Annotated in this window: 14 protein-coding genes, 1 tRNA gene and 2 pseudogenes; 4 read left to right on the forward strand and 13 right to left on the reverse strand. The window is 40.8% G+C overall.

Annotation, left to right across the window (positions count from 1 at the left end; translation table 11 throughout):
- Positions 1-80 precede the first annotated feature (80 nt).
- From NI470_RS01435 to NI470_RS01445, 3 genes are all read right to left on the reverse strand, one after another.
- Complete coding sequence (locus NI470_RS01435) at positions 81-725, reverse strand: hypothetical protein (RefSeq protein ID WP_253147563.1); 645 nt, start codon at positions 723-725, stop codon at positions 81-83.
- A gap of 94 nt (positions 726-819) precedes the next feature.
- Positions 820-1167, reverse strand: a complete 348-nt coding sequence (ygaH, locus tag NI470_RS01440; RefSeq protein WP_184413294.1) for an L-valine transporter subunit YgaH — start codon at positions 1165-1167, stop codon at positions 820-822.
- Positions 1164-1916, reverse strand: coding sequence for an AzlC family ABC transporter permease (locus tag NI470_RS01445; RefSeq protein ID WP_253147562.1), 753 nt, complete (start codon positions 1914-1916; stop codon positions 1164-1166). The genes ygaH and NI470_RS01445 overlap by 4 nt, the downstream gene beginning before the upstream one ends.
- Before the next feature lie 103 nt (positions 1917-2019).
- Here NI470_RS01445 and NI470_RS01450 point away from each other — a divergent pair, with 103 nt between their 5' ends.
- Positions 2020-2517: a hypothetical protein gene (locus NI470_RS01450; RefSeq protein WP_253147561.1), complete on the forward strand. Its 498-nt coding sequence runs from the start codon at positions 2020-2022 to the stop codon at positions 2515-2517.
- A gap of 190 nt (positions 2518-2707) precedes the next feature.
- Here the strand turns inward: NI470_RS01450 and NI470_RS01455 are convergent, their stop codons facing one another.
- The gene (locus NI470_RS01455; protein WP_253147560.1) at positions 2708-3325 is read right to left on the reverse strand and encodes a superoxide dismutase; all 618 of its coding nucleotides are present in this window, start codon (positions 3323-3325) and stop codon (positions 2708-2710) included.
- Between the two features lie 210 nt (positions 3326-3535).
- A complete protein-coding gene (ychF, locus tag NI470_RS01460; RefSeq protein ID WP_004645523.1) occupies positions 3536-4627 on the reverse strand; it encodes a redox-regulated ATPase YchF in 1092 nt (363 codons plus the stop codon).
- A 294-nt stretch (positions 4628-4921) separates the two neighbouring features.
- Here ychF and NI470_RS01465 point away from each other — a divergent pair, with 294 nt between their 5' ends.
- Positions 4922-5686 carry a glutathione S-transferase family protein gene (locus tag NI470_RS01465; RefSeq protein ID WP_004645522.1) on the forward strand — a complete coding sequence of 255 codons (765 nt, stop codon included), beginning with the start codon at positions 4922-4924 and terminating at the stop codon, positions 5684-5686.
- Positions 5687-5751: 65 nt separating this feature from the next.
- Here NI470_RS01465 and NI470_RS01470 read toward each other — a convergent pair whose 3' ends face one another.
- The gene (locus tag NI470_RS01470) at positions 5752-7149 is read right to left on the reverse strand and encodes a hypothetical protein (RefSeq protein WP_253147559.1); all 1398 of its coding nucleotides are present in this window, start codon (positions 7147-7149) and stop codon (positions 5752-5754) included.
- A 380-nt stretch (positions 7150-7529) separates the two neighbouring features.
- Here NI470_RS01470 and NI470_RS01475 point away from each other — a divergent pair, with 380 nt between their 5' ends.
- Complete coding sequence (locus tag NI470_RS01475) at positions 7530-8000, forward strand: Lrp/AsnC family transcriptional regulator (protein WP_004645518.1); 471 nt, start codon at positions 7530-7532, stop codon at positions 7998-8000.
- A 68-nt stretch (positions 8001-8068) separates the two neighbouring features.
- Here NI470_RS01475 and NI470_RS01480 read toward each other — a convergent pair whose 3' ends face one another.
- The gene (locus tag NI470_RS01480; RefSeq protein WP_004645516.1) at positions 8069-8818 is read right to left on the reverse strand and encodes a YebC/PmpR family DNA-binding transcriptional regulator; all 750 of its coding nucleotides are present in this window, start codon (positions 8816-8818) and stop codon (positions 8069-8071) included.
- Between the two features lie 248 nt (positions 8819-9066).
- Complete coding sequence (locus NI470_RS01485; RefSeq protein WP_026056524.1) at positions 9067-9621, reverse strand: 1-acyl-sn-glycerol-3-phosphate acyltransferase; 555 nt, start codon at positions 9619-9621, stop codon at positions 9067-9069.
- 798 nt (positions 9622-10419) lie between these two features.
- Here NI470_RS01485 and NI470_RS01490 point away from each other — a divergent pair.
- A tRNA-Ile gene (locus NI470_RS01490) sits at positions 10420-10496 on the forward strand.
- A 368-nt stretch (positions 10497-10864) separates the two neighbouring features.
- On the opposite strand, the gene NI470_RS01495 is transcribed toward NI470_RS01490, so the two are convergent.
- The 5 genes and pseudogenes from NI470_RS01495 to NI470_RS01510 all read right to left on the reverse strand — a co-directional run bounded on the left by NI470_RS01495 (position 10865) and on the right by NI470_RS01510 (position 17429).
- Entirely contained in the window at positions 10865-13747 is a 2883-nt protein-coding gene (locus NI470_RS01495; RefSeq protein ID WP_253147558.1) for a type I restriction endonuclease subunit R, read from the reverse strand.
- A gap of 26 nt (positions 13748-13773) precedes the next feature.
- Positions 13774-14697 carry a GIY-YIG nuclease family protein gene (locus tag NI470_RS01500; RefSeq protein ID WP_253147557.1) on the reverse strand — a complete coding sequence of 308 codons (924 nt, stop codon included), beginning with the start codon at positions 14695-14697 and terminating at the stop codon, positions 13774-13776.
- A 9-nt stretch (positions 14698-14706) separates the two neighbouring features.
- Positions 14707-15363: pseudogene (locus tag NI470_RS15875) on the reverse strand (restriction endonuclease subunit S); the annotation flags it as partial.
- Positions 15349-15855: pseudogene (locus NI470_RS15880) on the reverse strand (restriction endonuclease subunit S); the annotation flags it as partial. The pseudogenes NI470_RS15875 and NI470_RS15880, both read right to left, overlap by 15 nt.
- On the reverse strand, positions 15855-17429 hold the full coding sequence (locus NI470_RS01510; RefSeq protein ID WP_253147555.1) for a type I restriction-modification system subunit M: 1575 nt from the start codon (positions 17427-17429) through the stop codon (positions 15855-15857). The gene NI470_RS01510 and the pseudogene NI470_RS15880, both read right to left, overlap by 1 nt.
- Positions 17430-17532: the final 103 nt, after the last annotated feature.

The raw sequence follows: 17532 nt of genomic DNA on the forward strand, positions 1-17532 counted from the left end.
ACTGAGCCGACAGTTAAGCCAAGATTCATACAAAATTGTGATATTGACCAACAGTTTTATTTATAAAGTTTTTCTAGATTTTAATAAGGAGGCGCTGTCATTTTCACATCGCTGTCAGACTGCGTTTGCAGAAGATAAATCCCGCTTTGAGACTTGAGCTTTTCTATTTGTGCAACTTGTTCAGTATTGATATTTAGCATCTTTAACAGACGTAATGTACGAACATGCAGGAAATACGCATAGGGCAATACAAAAGGCAGTACAAAGCACAGCAAAAATAACAGTAGCCCAAAAACTGTGAATTGAATGCAGTCTCGCAAGATGGTGGTGAGCTGGAACTGATCTGCTGAAAAGGCGGTAGCTGAAAAAAGAATAAAAAGGAGCGCAAATAAACCAGCAAAAATTTTTAGAGTATTCGGCAGGACACGATGTCTGAAGCTCCATTTACCCAAAATCAATGTCAAAGGATGAAGATGCAGCACGTATTGGCTCTGATTAAGCATAGCAATAATTTGATGGGTGCTATTCTTTTTAATATAAACCACCCGAACTTGATCTGCTGGTTGAGCATGTATTTCGACAAAATGTCCGGTAAAATTTTGAGCATTGATAAAACATTCAAAATACTGTGCTGGCACTTCATGTCGATGGAATACGGTTAACATTTTATCGCGCCGATGATGAATAAAGATTTTGCCTTCAATCACCTGTTTGGCTGCAAACATGCGCATCCTTCCTGGTTTTTATTGTTATATAAAAAAAGACCTATACTATGAGTTTAGCATAAGTCTTTGTTTCAATTGATCAACCAGTTAAAGCTTAAAAGGGTACTGCAACATAGGTGTAAACCAACCCATAGGTTAGTGCTGCGGTCAGTGTCGCCATCACAATCCGTTTAAACTTAAAGTACAAAACCGTGAGCACAATAAAGCCAACCAGCATCGCAAAACTTTTATTCGGTGTTTCTAATAAAGGTGGCAGGGTAGCAACCACCAACATGGAGCTGATCGCAGCAATGCCAATTGAACCCAAGGCAATTTTTAGCCACAATGCTCCGCGTTTTTGCGAACCTTGCTGAAATTTTTGAATGACAAAAAAAGGACCAAAGCGCGAGGCGAAATTGGCAATTCCGACTAAAATCCCGACCAGAATAATCTCTAGATTCATGCTTGATCTCCTGCGTGTTCAGGATCTGGCTGTTTCAGAATATAGTGCTTGAACAGGCCGGCAAAAATACCCGAACTAATCCCGATAAAGATCGCGGCGGACAGGTCGATAAAATAACAGGCAATCGCAGACACCAGAATCGTGACAGCTACAACAAAAGTGTGTTTTTTCTCAAAGGCGGCTAACAAGAAACTCAGGAACAGTGCAGGTAACAGGAAATCTAGTGCAGCCTGCAAGAACTGCGGCAAGTTGCTGACCTGATCGGCAAATAAGCCACCGAGGAAAGATCCGAGTGCCCAGGACATCCAGCTAAACAGGCTTAAACCGAGCATCCAGGATTCCGACCATTCTTGACGCCGTTGCGAGAGCTTGATCATGCCAGAGGCAAAGACTTCATCGGTCAGACCCCAAGACCAGATTGCCGTTTTTTTTAAATTGAGCCGGTCTTGAATCAGATTTTGTAACGCAGGGCCATAAAGCAGATGACGAATGTCTAAGGCAATCACGGTCAATGCCGTCATCCAGATGGATGTTCCACTGCCTAAGAGAGCGACCACCAGGAACTGGCTGGCACCTGCATACATTGAGCAGGACAGGAACAATGCTTCCCAGGCGGTAAAGCCAAACTGAGTGGCTGAAACACCAAAAGCAAACGACACTGGTAAATAAGTGAAGATAATCGCTTGGCTATCTTTTGCACCTTGCCAGAAGCCAGCAGGTTGCGTAGCGAGTTGATTCTGTTCAGACACGACACACCTTAAAGGAGAGTTGAACGATGGGTCAAATGAAGATTGTGTATTCTACGTGAATTTAATAGCATAGTGCCGAAATGTTTAAATTGGCGAGCCTGATATGTGGATGTTCAAGACACGCACGATGCTGACTGCTGCTTTAATAAGCACGGCAATATTGTTACAAGCGTGTGGGAATGACAGTCAATCGACTGATAAGCCAGAAATTAAACCGGCACCTAAACTGACCAATGATGCGACGACTTATGCTAATGCTGCATGGCAGCTGATCAATGAAGTGGATCCGCTGGTCTATAATAAAGAAGTGGATCAGCTGGAAACACAGGTACGTCAACCGGCACGTAAATTGAGTACGGACTGGCGCATTAATGTCAAAATGACCGATTCGGTGACCGAAGGCAAATATGCCTTATGTCGTAAAGCCTTGACCAGTCTGGAAATCTGGGCGCGGACGACCATGGAAAATGGTAATGGTCTGCAACAAAAACAGGCAGATTATGAGCGGGATAAACTGCAATGTCAGAACGCCATTGCCCATCCTGCACTCGGAAATACCGATCCTAAGCAAAAAGGTACTGCAATTGCCAATATGCAATAAACCTTTGCCCATATAGATGTACCTATAAAAAGCCAGTCATTCAGACTGGCTTTTTTAGCAAAATAAACTTTAAAAATAGGGCATCCACACATGTTCTAAAAAAAGCACCATTACACCGCAGATCAGGAGTGTGCTGCCAATCATGCGTTGAATCATTGTACGTGTAGACATGGTCGATCTCCTCAAAGATTTAAAGCGTGTTTAATGCTTTCAAATAACGACGATTCACTTCTTCCCAGTTCACGACATTGAAAAAAGCCGAGATATATTCCGGACGACGGTTTTGATATTGTAAATAATAGGCATGTTCCCAGACATCCAGACCTAAAAGGGGAATATTGCCATGCATCAGTGGAGAATCCTGATTAGCACTGCTTTCTACAATAAGTGTTTGATCTGGCGCCATACTTAACCAAGCCCACCCACTACCAAAACGGCTAAGCGCTGCTTGGGTAAACGCTTCTTTAAATGCCTCGAATCCTCCTAATTCATGTTCGATCGCCTTGGCAATTTCACCTTCAGGATGACCACCGCCGTCTGGACTCATCACTGTCCAGAACAGGGAATGATTGGCATGTCCACCAGCATTATTAATCACGTTCTGTCTGAGTTGCTCGGGCACTTCATTGAATTTGCTAATTAAGGCTTCGACTGATAAATCTTCCCATTCTGTACCCGCGATTCCTGCATTGATATTATTGATATAAGTTTGATGATGCTTGCTATGATGAATTTCCATAGTCTTGCTATCGATATGAGGCTCTAGCGCATCATAAGCATAAGGCAGTACAGGCAAGGTGTAGCTCATTGGCAGGATTCCTTGGGGAGAATGGAGTTAGGTTATTTTTCATTAGATTTAAGATACACTCTAATTTAATATTCATATATGAGAATAGTTATCATTATTGTTAATATATGTTGATCTTATGCGCTTCCAGAAAGCCTGTTATACGTATGAATCCTCTTTTTATAAGCAATAAAAAAGCCCCAAGAAGGGGCTTTTTTTAACAGCAATGACTTAAACGTTAAAACGGAAGTGTAAAACATCGCCATCCTGAACGATGTAAGTTTTACCTTCTAGACGCCATTTGCCTGCTTCTTTCGCACCGGCTTCGCCGTTGTACTGCACGAAATCATCATAAGCGATACATTCTGCACGGATAAAGCCTTTTTCAAAGTCGGTATGAATCACGCCTGCTGCCTGTGGTGCAGTTGCGCCAACTTTTACGGTCCAGGCACGAACTTCTTGTACACCCGCGGTGAAGTAAGTTTGTAGGCCAAGCAGTGAATAACCCGCGCGAATCACCACGTTTAAGCCAGGTTCTTCCATGCCCATTGCTTCAAGGAATTCAGCACGGTCTTCATCTTCAAGCAATGAAATTTCAGCTTCAATCTGGTTGCACAGTGGAACTACAATCGCATTTTCTTCAGCAGCCAATTTTCTCACTGCATCTAAATGTGGGTTGTTCTCAAAACCGTCTTCAGCAACGTTGGCAATATACATGGTTGGTTTAAGGGTCATTAAGCCAAAACCACGAACCAGTTTACGTTCGTCATCATCTAGGTCTGCTGCGCGAGCCGGTTTACCTTCATCCAGTAAAGGCTGGATTTTTTCCAGAACAGCTTTAGTGGCTAGCGCTTCTTTGTCACCACCTTTAGCAGATTTAGTCAAACGCGTAATTGCTTTGGCTACAGCATCTAAGTCTGCGAGCGCAAGTTCGGTATTAATCGTAGCGATGTCATCCAGTGGATCAATACGACCATTCACATGAATGACGTTCTCATCTTCAAAACAACGCACAACGTGAGCAATTGCATCAGTTTCACGAATGTTGGCCAGGAACTGGTTACCCAAGCCTTCACCCTTAGAAGCTCCAGCTACCAGACCTGCGATGTCTACAAATTCCATAGAAGTCGGAATAACACGTTGCGGTTTAACAATTGCAGTCAATTTGTCTAAACGTGGATCAGGAACAGGTACAATCCCGGTGTTTGGTTCGATCGTACAGAAAGGGAAGTTTTCTGCAGCAATAGCAGCTTTGGTTAAAGCATTGAAAAGTGTAGATTTACCAACGTTCGGCAAGCCGACAATACCGCAATTAAAACCCATGAAATAACTCACAAAAGCGTTATATAAAAATTGCCCCCGATTTTACATGAAAGCACGGCTAAAGTCAGGTCATGCGCTTGTGGTTTATTGCAATCAAATGCTTCTGGCGACCTAAAATGACTCATTGAGCTTTCCAGGATGTATCGTGAGTCCACCAGCCATAAAGGAATAATCAGCCAGTATTTTACTTTTGAATAAAAATCACATTGTTTTTCTAAAAGTGAGTGACTAAAGTATCTGAATAAAACAGCGGCCTACACGCCCTGATCCAATAACGATAAACATGGAGCATACATGCGAACTTTATACCAGTTTCCTTTATCTCACTTTTGCGAAAAAGCACGTTGGATGCTGGACCATAAAGAGTTGTATTATGTTGCTCATAATCTGATACCCGGGGTACACCGCGCTTTTGCCCGCCTGAAAACAGGACAGAATCGTCTGCCTATTTTGCGTGATCAGGATCGATGGATCGCAGATTCCACCCAGATTGCTCTGTATCTGGATGATACTTATCCAGAACATCGTTTACTGCACGCGGAAGGATATTTTCGAAATAAAGCTTTAGAAATTAATGAAATTACTTTGGAATTGGGTCGTCATGTCCGTCGCTGGATGCTCTCTCAAGCACTGACTTCTGATCATGAATCTCTGGATATTTTAATTGGTGAGCAGGGCTATCTGCGCCAGTTTGAAAAATTTTCTAAACCTTTATTGAAAGCGATGGTGGCCAAGGGTTATGCATTGAATGAGGAAACCGTGGCGGAATCTAAACAACACATCGATGTTGCTGTACAGCAGCTCAATCAGATGCTGGTCAGCCAAGGTGGGCATTATTTTGTCGGAAATCGTTTAGGTCTGGCGGATATTGCAGTCTGTTCCATGTTGGCACCGCTTCTGGCGATTCCAGGTACGCCGTGGGAAAAAGAAAATTTTGAAACCTTGTCCGAAGAATATCGTGACTATCAGCAGTATTTGAATGAACTACCACTGGGTGAATATATTTGTCGTATTTACCGAACCGAACGCAATGCTCGGGTAGACTGGCGTGGTGTATAAGTTTAAATGCTAATTCAAGAATTAAAAAAACGCGCATGAAGCGCGTTTTTTTAATGAGATTATGATTAACCCCACAGATTAGTCTGATCGATATCAATATTTTTAGTAAAATTATTGAGGAGTGAACCAAAATCAAATCCGGATGAAGAACCGCCACTGCCGATATTCTGAATTGTATCTTTAATGCCCGGCAGGAGAGCAGACAGATCAATATTGGAATCAGTCGTACCCACACCTTGGACAAGATCACCGAGGTCAGGCAATTCAATCGAAGAGCCACTACCAACCAGCTGACCAACACCTTCGGCAATACTGCCTAGGTCAAAGCCGTTTGAAGCAGAGGAAATACTTTCGATCATACCACCCAGATCCAGATCGCTACCGAGATTGAGATTGCCTAATAACCCACCCAAGTCTATGCCATTTGAACCATTCGCAATCAGACCGCTCAGTAAGTCAGTGAAGCCACCGACATCAAAACCACCCGTTGCATTTCCGCCTACAAAGCCGCTAATTAAATTGGTAATAGCACCAAGATCAAAATCACTGCCTGCATTGCCACCGATTAAACCACCCACCAAGCCTGCAATTGCTCCAATATCTATATCACCTAAACTGCCAGAACCGCCGATCAGACCACCGACCAATTCAGCAATTTGTGCGAGATCAATCTCGCCATTGCCACCAATCAGGTTGCCAACCAGATCCGCGATCGCACCGATATCTACACCGCCCAATCCGCCAGAACCACCGATCAGGCCACCAACGAACTGAGCAATTTGTGCAATATCAATCTCACCATTGCCGCCAATTAGGTTGCTGACCAGGCCTGCGATGGCACCAATATCTACGCCGCCTAAACCGCCAGAACCGCCGATCAGGCCACCGACCAACTCGGCAATTTGTGCGATATCAATCTCGCCACTGCTACCAATTAGGTTGCCGACCAGACCTGCGATGGCACCGATATCAATATTACTTGAACCGCCGATCAGGCCACCGACCAGTTGAGAAATTTTACCAATATCAATATTGCCCGTACTGCCGCCCAATAAGCCGCCCACCAGTTTAGAAATAGCCTCAAGATCTAGGCTGCTGCTATTGCTCCCCATTAAGCTCTTTAATAAGTTGGTGACCTGGGTAATATTAAAGCTACCGCCATTGGATTGGGTTAAGCTACTGATCAGGCTTTGAATATTTAAACTTGAGGCATTCGAACCAGAAAATTGAGTTAATAAATTGCTGAGATTTGTCGTACTCAGGCTGCTTCCAGAAAGGAGATTATTTAATAATGAGCTGACTGAAGGTTGAGTATTGGATCCGGTGAGATTGCCAATAAGATTGGTGAGGGTACCTGATGTCGTTCCACCGAATAAGCCGCCCAATAAGCTTTTCGTTTGGGTTTCGACGGTTAAAACAGGACTCACTTTTGTTTTTATCAAGCTTAAAAGTTTAGAAGCCATGACCGTTCCTTGTGTAATATTTTTGAAATGCGCTATTTTTGTTTTTAAAGCGCCTTTGTTTTAATCTATTTCTATACACTTGTAAAAGATGGACGGTTAAGTCGTGTAGGGGCTGACAGGAATAGCCTATCTGTTGCCATGTTTACCTAATTTAAATAATTTAAAAATAAAGATTTAATCAAAAATACCATTGGTCATGTTTTTAATTTATGCGATTAACGGTCATTTAAACCCTCCTGAAAACCGTATTTATAAAATGAAATCCCATTTGGGAAAAAATTTCAGAATATGAAAATTTTGTGAAAAATAAATAAATATTGTATAACAGAGATGGCGCAAAATTTTCTGCATCTATTGATTATTGATATAAGAGTATAAAAATGGAACTGGATCGTTTCGATAAACATATTCTAGAAATATTGACCCATGAAGATGTCAATCTGAATGAACTGTCCGAGCGGGTGAATTTATCTGTCAGTTCGGTGCATCGTAGGATCAAACACTTAATCGATCATAATATTATCAGTGGCTTAAAACGTGAAATCAATTACCAAAAATTAGGTTTCAGTCTGCATGTGCTGTTGCAGGTATCCTTAAGCAAACATGATAGCGATACTTTTGCCAAATTTCTGGAAGAACTGGAAAGTATTCCCGAAGTGATTAATGCCTTTTTGGTCACCGGTCAGTCGGCAGACTTTATTGTTGAAGTCGTGGCAAGAGATATGGAAAATTATAGTGAAATCCTGCTTAAGCGGATTGGAAAAATTGAGCATGTGGTGGCATTGCATTCCAGCTTTGTGATTAAAGAATATAATGTCTTTAACTGTAGCGGATTACTCAATAAAGTTTAATCAAAGCTAGGGTGGTGGACAGCCATAAAAAAACGCACCCTAAGGTGCGTTTTTTGAATCAGACATATTTAAGCATCAAGTTCTGCTAAAACTGCGTCTGAGAATTCAACGTTGGTATAAACGTTTTGTACATCATCCAGATCTTCAAGCATATCAATCATTTTCATGATTTTTTTCGCTTGATCGATGTCTGTGATTTCTGCTTTGGTTGAAGGACTCATCACTACTTCAGCATTGTCAGATTTTAAACCTGCAGCAGTTAAAGCATCTTGAACTTCACCGAAGGCTTCAGGTGTGGTAATGACCAAGATATCATCTTCAGTGACTTCGATGTCTTCAGCACCTGCTTCTAATGCCACTTCCATGATTTGATCTTCCAAAGACACATCTTCAAAAGTGATCTCACCACGTTTCGTGAACAGGAATGCCACCGAACCATTGGTGCCTAAGTTACCATCAGTTTTAGAGAAGCAATGACGTACGTCAGGCACAGTACGGTTCAAGTTGTCAGTCATGGTTTCAACAATAACCGCAACACCACCTACACCATAACCTTCGTAGGTCACTTCTTTCAGGTCGTCGTTATCTTCGCCACCAGCACCACGTTGAATGGCACGGTTGATCACGTCACGTGTCATATTCACTGATAATGCTTTTTCAACCACAGCACGTAGACGAGGGTTGCTTGCAGTATCTGGACCACCAAGCTTTGCAGCAGTGGTTAATTCACGAATGTATTTGGTAAAAACTTTACCACGACTCGCATCTTGTTTTGCTTTGCGATGCTTAATATTGGCCCACTTGGAATGACCCGCCATGCGAACTATGCTCCTTGTAGATTGGCTGTATGCCTATCAGAATGCCGAAATTCTACCATAAGCGTTTTTTTAAAAAAAAGTGCCTGGATTTGAGATTTCAGGATAAAAACAAAAAAAGTGCAATATCGAGGAAAAATAGAAAGAGGATAGGGGGATTTATAATTCTATTTATACATTTATATGGACAGATGACTTGGACATAAACAGCAGAATCGCTGATTATGTCCGTGCTTTTATTTTTAAAAAGCTTATTCTGGAATAACGATATCCAGGCCAACCTTGTCTTTATATAGTTGCTTGATCAAAGCCAGGTCATGCGCAAGGTCTGTCGGATAGATCTTGCCAAGAATGCCACCTTGCTTGGTTCTGGAATTGGCGTATAACAACACGATTGGTACATTGGCAGCCTTGGCAATATGCCAGAAACCGGTACGGATTGGTTTGCGTGCTTCACCTTGTTTAGCCCGTGTTGCTTCGGGAGCAATCACCAGATTGAACTTTTCATTGTTCTGAAAATGTTCCACCATCTGGGTCACGATATCTTTACTGGCCTTGCGGTCAACCGGAATACCACCCACAGCGTTCAATAGCGGTTTAAACGGTCCTTTAAATAATTCTTTTTTAATCAAGGTATGAACCTTGAGGTCATAAATCTGGAACAGGGCAATTGACAGTACCGCATCCATCATTGAGGTATGTTCAAACCCAATAATGACCTGTTTATCTTCAAGCACATCGGGTTCGACATGATATTGCCAACCTGCAAGTTTAAATGCAGATTCGCCAAGGAATTTATTTAGCATAAGTACGGAGAAGTAAAAGCTGTATGTAGAGAACTGCATAATTTCATCTTGTTCGCCCATACAGTCAATAGGCTTTCCAATAAAATCAGCGAATAATGTAAAAATCTATGATTTATTCATCTTTTTAAGCTGCAAGATTAAGAGTTAATATATATAAATAAAACAATATTAAGATCTTAAAAATATCATTAGATACAAAAAAAGTCTTAAAATGATGAAAAAATGACTATCCAGAGCACACTTTAGTTATTAGACTTTTGTCGAAGAAGAAGACTGATACAGGTCTTTTCTATTTTCTTATTCTTTCTACTCTGAGATTGAAAAGTATGACGTACATGACAGCCTTCGTAGTCTCCCTATTGATTTTTGCGCTTATAATTGTATGGTCTTTGATCGAAATTAAGCAGGATTTACATAAAGACGAAGAAATGAAGTCTGAATTCTAGTCATTCTATCTTCTTTAGTTCTAGGCTATTCCTTTAACATTGCTGCCTGAGTAATAAAGAATTTTGATACCTTATAGATATACTAAGACCTTAAATCTATCAGTTCTACGCTTAGTAGACCGGATTAAATTCAAGATACAGGCTCATTTATCTTAAATGATGCAGCATGTATCTCATTTTTCTATATGCCTCCTATACTGAAGTCTTAAGTAACTGAATTTTGACTAAGACAAGTCGCCCATGATTGCTGCCTAAATGTTCAAGCAGTTATAAAAGCACTTGTCTTTCCAAAAAATCTTAGCTAGTATTCATGACGCCTGAACTTATTGATAAATAAAGTTTTCAGCATATAGGGCCTATAGCTCAGTTGGTTAGAGCAGCGGACTCATAATCCGTTGGTCGACAGTTCAAGTCTGTCTGGGCCCACCACATTCAACCTCGTAAGCCTTTGGTTTATGGGGTTTTTTGTTGCCTGAAGATTTCAGACCACCGGATTTTCATAGACCGTATGTGGTCCATTTGTTCGATAATCCGATGGGCTAAACTCAAATATCAAAAAATACATCGCCCATTTTCATTTCACTATATTCTCACTTTCGATGTGAGTATCGTAATTGATGAATAAAAAACGATCATAAAGATTAATCATCAAGTTTCGCTATGAGCAGAGAAATGAGTTTTAGTGTGGGGATGGGGAATTTATGCTTACCTGATCTTAGCCCGATGATATAGGGCTAAAACCAGTTTTGGTTGGGGAGTTTGCTTAGATATGTATATTGTTCAAGGGCCAATGGAAACTACAGCCCAGTGTAGAACTTCTCGATGAATTGTCTGGTCTTGACCACTAGCGTATTCATGAGTGTCTTACGCTCTGAAATCTTGGGGCGAGTAATAGGTAGATCAGTCACATCTTCACGACTTGGCAGACGTTTAGTGTATTCATATTTACCGATCACTTCTTTGAACACTTCAGGCTTGATTGCTTCTTTTTGACAAAGTTCATCAATCGCTCGTTCCTTTTCTACATCCCAGAATTGTGCAAACGCTTCTTCTACACTTTGCCCTGTGATCATGCGTGGAATATTTTCATCCAGAAACTTTTGGATCAGTTCTTGTTTGTCGTACAACGTATGATTATTTGCCAGTAGATCTTGCACCTGTGCTCGATATTTTTGCTTTTGTTTCTGATCGGTGTTGTTGACTGCAGATTGCAGTAAATTCAGGATATAGCCGACATTGATTGTATCTTTGTGAATGAGTTCCAGTTGGAAGTTCACATCGTTCAGTACAGAAACTTTGTCTTTCGGTTGTACGACACGAGTATTGGTATAGAGGTACTTGTATTGTGAGGTATGCTTCTGAAATTCAGCTTTGTTCAAGTCAGTGTCATCCTGATCGTATTCAACAAAGTTTTCCAGTTGTGCATTGATCCGCATGACTTCACGGAAAGCCTTCACATACTGCAATTGCTGCTCTTCTGTGGGTAGTTCCAGTACCTTGTCTGGGTCAGGGGCAATCTTAAGTAATTCAGCAACAGCAACATTGTATTTTTCCTTGATGCTTTTAAAGCTTGGAATCAATACAATTTTCTCTGCTTCAGCCTTGTTGGAAAACAGTGCTAGGGCTTTATCCGTAGCTTGTTTGAGATTACGGAAGCAGACAATGTTGCCAAATGGCTTGTCTGCATTCAGAATGCGATTTGTGCGTGAAAATGCTTGAATCAGACCATGATATTTGAGGTTCTTATCCACATACAGGGTATTCAAAGTCTTTGAGTCAAAACCTGTCAGGAACATATTCACGACCAAGAGGATATCGATTTCTTTTTTGCGTACCCGATTGGCAATATCTCGGTAATAGGCATAAAACTCATCACCTGAGTTAAAATTCTGTCCAAATTGAGCATTATATTTCGCAATATAGCCATCGAGCTTGTCACGGTTGGACTGACTGATTCTTGTTGGGATATCAGCAGATTCTTCATCAATCAAACCATTACTATCTTCAACTTTGAGTTCTTCATTGGCTGCAAAGGAGAATATAGTTGCCACAGTGAGAGGCTTAAAGATTCGACCTTGTTCTTCTGCCTCTTGTTGCTTCTGCTGCTGTAATTTTTCAAATAGCGCATAGTATTGATTCAGTACATCGACTGAACTTACACAGAACATGGCAGTGAAGTTCTGGTTCTTGGTTTTTATGTGGTGATTGTCGACAATATAGCGAGTGATCATCTCCAGACGTTCTGGATTGTCAAACAGTTCTTTGGTGTCTATACCTTCAACATCTTCTTCATAATTGTGACTGGTTTCGATACCGTTTGCAGTGTACTTACCTAGGTAGCTAATCTGGAAAGGTAATACATTCCCATCCCGGATTGCATCGGTAATCACATATTTATGCAGGCATTCATCAAATAGGGCATTGGTGGTCACAGCCTTGGAATCAATTTTAAGTTGGCTGTTGGTTTCAAAAATAGGTGTGCCGGTAAAGCCAAACATTTGTGCATGGTTGAAAAAGCGTTTGATATTACGATGCGTATCACCAAATTGACTACGATGACATTCATCAAAAATAATCACGACTTTCTTGTCTTTCAGATAGGCAATTTTATCTGCATAGCGATCCGAACTAATCGCAATATTGAGCTTCTGCAAGGTCGTTACAATCAGCTTGTCATGTTTCTGACCCAATTGATTGACCAGAGTATTGGTATTCTTGGTGGTATCAACACTATCCTTTTTGAAAGCATTGAACTCTCGCACTGTTTGCGTGTCCAGATCACTACGATCCACCACGAAAAGTACTTTCTCCACTTCAGGCAAGCGCATGATGAGCTGACTTGCTTTGAACGAGGTGAGTGTCTTACCTGAGCCCGTAGTGTGCCAGATATAGCCATTCTTATCTGAATGTTGTACACGCTGAATAATTTGCTGTACTGCATAGATCTGGTAGGGACGAAGTACCATTAAGCGCTTTTCTGCCTCCAGAATCACCATATATTCAGTCAGCATCTGAGTAATATGCGAGTGGTTCAGAAAGGTATCAGCAAAAGCATCGATTTTGTGGACATGCTTGTTGTCAAAGTTTGCCCAAGGAAAGGTAAATTCGAAGTTATTTGTCCCTGTGGCATAGTAATGCGTATGGTCACGATTACTGATCACAAAAAGCTGAATATAGTTGAATAAGCCTGTACCACTGCCATAGGCTGCTTTTGCATAGCGCTGCGTTTGATTGAATGCTTCAGGGAGTTCTACACCGGCACGTTTCAGTTCAATTTGAACCAATGGTAGGCCATTAATCAGCAGGGTAACGTCAAAGCGACTGGTATGCCCATTGATACTGGAATGATCTATCGCAATTTGATGTGTTACTTGGTAAATGTTCTTACTTGCATCCGAGAACAGGAAGTCAATATGTCGTGTTGAACCATCATCAAAGTTCACTGGAAAGCGATGACGTAGCACTTTGGCACAATTGAAGCTATTACCAGCTTTCAGATGATTGAGAATCTGTCCCCATTCATTTTCAGAAAGTACAGAAAGCCCATTGGCTTGCTCAATCTGGGTTTTGAGATTGATCAGGAGCTGCTTTTCATCTTTTACATCAACTTGACGATAGCCTAAGGTCTTTAAGTGCTGAATCAATTCACTTTCAAGTTGTTCTTCGCTTTGTACTGACATTTACCGCTTTACCCCCACAATTTCATTTATTCTTGAATTACACGCTCAACTTGGTTTTGTTGCCATGTTTCATAAGTCAAATGGTTGGTCGAATCTTTCCATTCTTTACGACCATTACATGCTCTTCCCAAGATGACTGCACCTGCTGCTGATGGACTGGAAAATAAATAGTCTTGATTGAACGTATAAGTATTTGGATCAATGATGTTATTTTCAAACAACTGTGGTCGAAGGTTCTTCATGTAGTTGTGTGTAGGTTGACTGACATCTCTACGTACTTGGGAACCTTTGAGTACATAGAATTCACCATCAATGATTTTTGCTTTGGCTTGAATGTCTCTAGCGGATAGGTAGAAATCTGCTTCAGTGTTGGAAGTATCCACTGAAGTAGGAGCAATACTATGTACTTTTGGCTGTTCACTTGGATATTTCATTTCCTTGAGGAATGTATATCCAAGGGCAGGAAGAACCACTTGTATTTGTTCCAGAAAGTATTCCATATCCGCTGTATCTGATTCAGGTAGGCGGTTGTAGAGGTGTGCCGTGCCATTTTTGAGTAGGCATTGTCCGCTACGTTTGGCAATATCGATCAAGCGACTCTCAAGATACTTAATATGGGTCTTGGTGATGTTTTGGTCTTTACCCGTGACCAGACATACTTTTTCCCAGAAGTCCTTTCCACCTGCTTCTTCAGTACGGTTATGCTGTTTCAAACGGTTAGCGACATCATCCGATTCACCAATATAGACGCTTGGTAATGAGTCTTCTGGGTCTTGACCCATAAGGAAATAGATACCTGTTCTGGCACATTCTTCTCGCTGGATGAGATCCAAGAGTTTAGTACGTGGTGCTGAAAGAACATGACCTGTCCAGTTGATAATTTCAGCCGTCAGGATGCCATTTATCGAACCATCAACCAAAAACAGCTTGATACTTTTTCCGTGGGTCATTGTTTTCCCCTATACAAACATTTGCTGCAACAAGCCTTTTTTCCATTGTTTGGCCTGTTCAATTTGCTGTGCAGTTACTTCAATTTTTTGGTCGATGGATGACAAGAAGTTAGCGATTTTGGTTTGTTCTTCTAGGCACGGTACTTTTAATTCAATGTTTCCAATCGAAGTTGTATTTAGACTTGGGACACCAGTTGCTTCATTTAGATTTAACCAATTCACTAAAAGTAATTGTTGGAATGCAAATTTAGGTCGAATTTTTTCGCCTATTTCTGTATAAAACAATGTGTCTACTGTCCAGAACTTCCCTGATATAAATTGAGGCTTGTCAATCGTACCTTTACGCCCGATCAAAATACTTTCCCCATCATACAAATATGATTCAACATATCTCATGATGCCGCCAGTACCTAAGACAGGAATATTCCCATCTTTTAATTTTTTATGATCCTTTCCATATTTGATAGTAATAACATCTTTGAATTTTAGGATTTCCCACTCCCCAAACTCACTGCCATCATCTGATTTGAAACGTATCTGCTGACTAAACAGCTTTTGCATCATGCCTTGTTTGTATTGGCTGAGGAGTTGGTGTTTTTGTGTCAATTGACTGATTTTTTCATCTACTGCGGAAAGAAAAGAGGCTATTTTTGTTTGCTCTTGCAGTGGGAAATATGGAAAGCTTATTTCTTTTGCAAGTGTTGTATTAAAAACTGCTTGTGCTCCACCGGCACCGCCACTGTGAATTTGCTTTTGACCATTTTCTGAGTTTAGGAATAAACTTAAATATTGAGAGTTTAGCTGTGAATTTTTTTTAATAATAATGACATTAGCACAGTTGGCTTCAGTATTTAAATTTTCTACAGCACAGACCATGCCCATATTTGCTCCTACTCGAGCAATTAGAACATCACCGTTAAAAATTTGTGACTTCTTATTCTTTTTGTGAAATTCTTTAGTCACATATTCGAGATTTTCAATACTGAAATAGCCTTCACGAACATTCTGTGTTCTTACAAAAGGAATTCCCTCATTTGGGTCACAATATTGATCTGAAACAGTTCCTACAAAACCTACAACAATATTGGATATATTCCCAAGTTTCTTAACTTCAACTTTAGATTCAAATTCTTTAAAGCGTAGCGTTGGTGCAGACATTACTTCACCTCCGCAAATGGTGAATTAATGCCAAGTTCTTTGCAGAATTCAGCAATCACTTTGTCTGTATTTTGGCTTTGCTGCTCAAGGTCTTTGAGTTGCTGTGCAATCGCATTCAGATCAATTTCATCTTCAGCTTCAAAAGTATCGACATAGCGTGGAATATTTAGGTTGTAGTCATTGTCTTTGACTTCTTGCAACGTGGCGACTTTGGCATATTTCTCAATGTTCTGACGCTGTTCATAGGCCGCAATGATGTTTTCAATATGCTCAGGCAGTAACTTGTTCTGGTTCTTCTGTTTGTCAAAGTCATTACTAGCATCAATAAACAGAATATCACCTGTATGGGTACGATTTTTCTTGAGCACCAAGATACAGGTTGGAATGGATGTGCCGTAGAAGATGTTGGCAGGTAAACCAATGATGGTATCTACCACATCCATTTTCTCAATCAGGTACTGACGGATCACACCTTCACTTGAGCCACGGAACAATACACCATGAGGAAGAACTACAGCCATCGTGCCTTGCTCATCCAATTGATGAAGCATGTGCTGAACAAAAGCCATATCTGCTTTTGAACTTGGGGCTAACTTACCATAACGGCTGAAACGCTCATCTTGTAAGTAAATAGGATCTGCTGACCATTTTGCAGAGAAAGGAGGGTTAGCCACTACAGCATCAAAGCGCATATCAATATGCTGAGGACGTGTCAGTGTATCTTCTTGCTTGATATCAAACTTGGCAAAATGTACATCATGCAAAATCATGTTCATACGTGCCAAGTTATAGGTGGTGCGGTTCATCTCCTGACCAAAGATCATATCTACGTCTTTGACCTCACGTTTAACACGTAATAGCAAAGAACCTGAACCACAGGTCGGATCATATACAGAACGTAAGCGCTCTTTGCCTTGTGTGACAATTTTAGCAAGCAGGGTAGATACAGTTTGAGGGGTATAGAATTCACCTGCTTTTTTGCCTGCACCAGAAGCAAATTCACCAATCAGGTATTCATAAGCATCACCCAAAACATCAGATTCTGAGTTACTCAAGTCAAAATCAATATTGTCGAGATGAGTGAGTACTTTGCTGATTAACTCATTACGGTCATTGGCGTTGTTACCCAACTTAGTTGAGTTGATATCAAGGTCTTCAAATAGGTTAGCAAAGTCATCTTCAGACTCAGCACCTAATGTACTACGTTCAATCGCTCTTAGTGTTTCGGCCAAGTCATCCAGAATAAATTGATTTTGACGACCACGTTCTGCAAGGCTATGAAAGAGTTGACTAGGAGATAGGGCATAACCCACTTCATCTACCGAGTTTTCTTTGATGCCTTCGATCAATTCTGCATGGTCAGGATTGCTTTCATCCAATTCATTGTACTTTTCCGCCATGCCTTCATCTTTCAGAAGCTCATTGGCAAAGGTAATTGCTTTTTCAGACAGATATTTGAAGAAAATGAAACCGAGGATGTAGTCACGAAACTCATCAGCACCCATTTTTCCACGTAAATCATTGGCAATATTCCAAAGCTGTCTTTGTAGTTGTTGCAATTGAACCTGGGTCATCTTGAACCTTATTAAAATATGAAGCAAATTATGGTTAGTTTACCGATAAATACTATTTTTATCATGCAATAAAAGGAGTATTGCGACAGACTTTGGCGTAGAT

Origin of the sequence: Acinetobacter lwoffii (genome assembly GCF_024129115.1) — a bacterium.
Classification (GTDB): Bacteria; Pseudomonadota; Gammaproteobacteria; order Pseudomonadales; family Moraxellaceae; genus Acinetobacter; species Acinetobacter lwoffii_T.

Bases quoted from the DNA above. Each gene is read 5' to 3' on its own strand.
- NI470_RS01435 (WP_253147563.1), bottom strand. From the start codon at position 725: ATGTTTGCAGCCAAACAGGTGATTGAAGGCAAAATCTTTATTCATCAT.
- ygaH (WP_184413294.1), bottom strand. From the start codon at position 1,167: ATGAATCTAGAGATTATTCTGGTCGGGATTTTAGTCGGAATTGCCAAT.
- NI470_RS01450 (WP_253147561.1), top strand. From the start codon at position 2,020: ATGTGGATGTTCAAGACACGCACGATGCTGACTGCTGCTTTAATAAGC.
- NI470_RS01455 (WP_253147560.1), bottom strand. From the start codon at position 3,325: ATGAGCTACACCTTGCCTGTACTGCCTTATGCTTATGATGCGCTAGAG.
- ychF (WP_004645523.1), bottom strand. From the start codon at position 4,627: ATGGGTTTTAATTGCGGTATTGTCGGCTTGCCGAACGTTGGTAAATCT.
- NI470_RS01465 (WP_004645522.1), top strand. From the start codon at position 4,922: ATGCGAACTTTATACCAGTTTCCTTTATCTCACTTTTGCGAAAAAGCA.
- NI470_RS01470 (WP_253147559.1), bottom strand. From the start codon at position 7,149: ATGGCTTCTAAACTTTTAAGCTTGATAAAAACAAAAGTGAGTCCTGTT.
- NI470_RS01475 (WP_004645518.1), top strand. From the start codon at position 7,530: ATGGAACTGGATCGTTTCGATAAACATATTCTAGAAATATTGACCCAT.
- NI470_RS01480 (WP_004645516.1), bottom strand. From the start codon at position 8,818: ATGGCGGGTCATTCCAAGTGGGCCAATATTAAGCATCGCAAAGCAAAA.
- NI470_RS01485 (WP_026056524.1), bottom strand. From the start codon at position 9,621: ATGCTAAATAAATTCCTTGGCGAATCTGCATTTAAACTTGCAGGTTGG.
- NI470_RS01495 (WP_253147558.1), bottom strand. From the start codon at position 13,747: ATGTCAGTACAAAGCGAAGAACAACTTGAAAGTGAATTGATTCAGCAC.
- NI470_RS01500 (WP_253147557.1), bottom strand. From the start codon at position 14,697: ATGACCCACGGAAAAAGTATCAAGCTGTTTTTGGTTGATGGTTCGATA.
- NI470_RS01510 (WP_253147555.1), bottom strand. From the start codon at position 17,429: ATGACCCAGGTTCAATTGCAACAACTACAAAGACAGCTTTGGAATATT.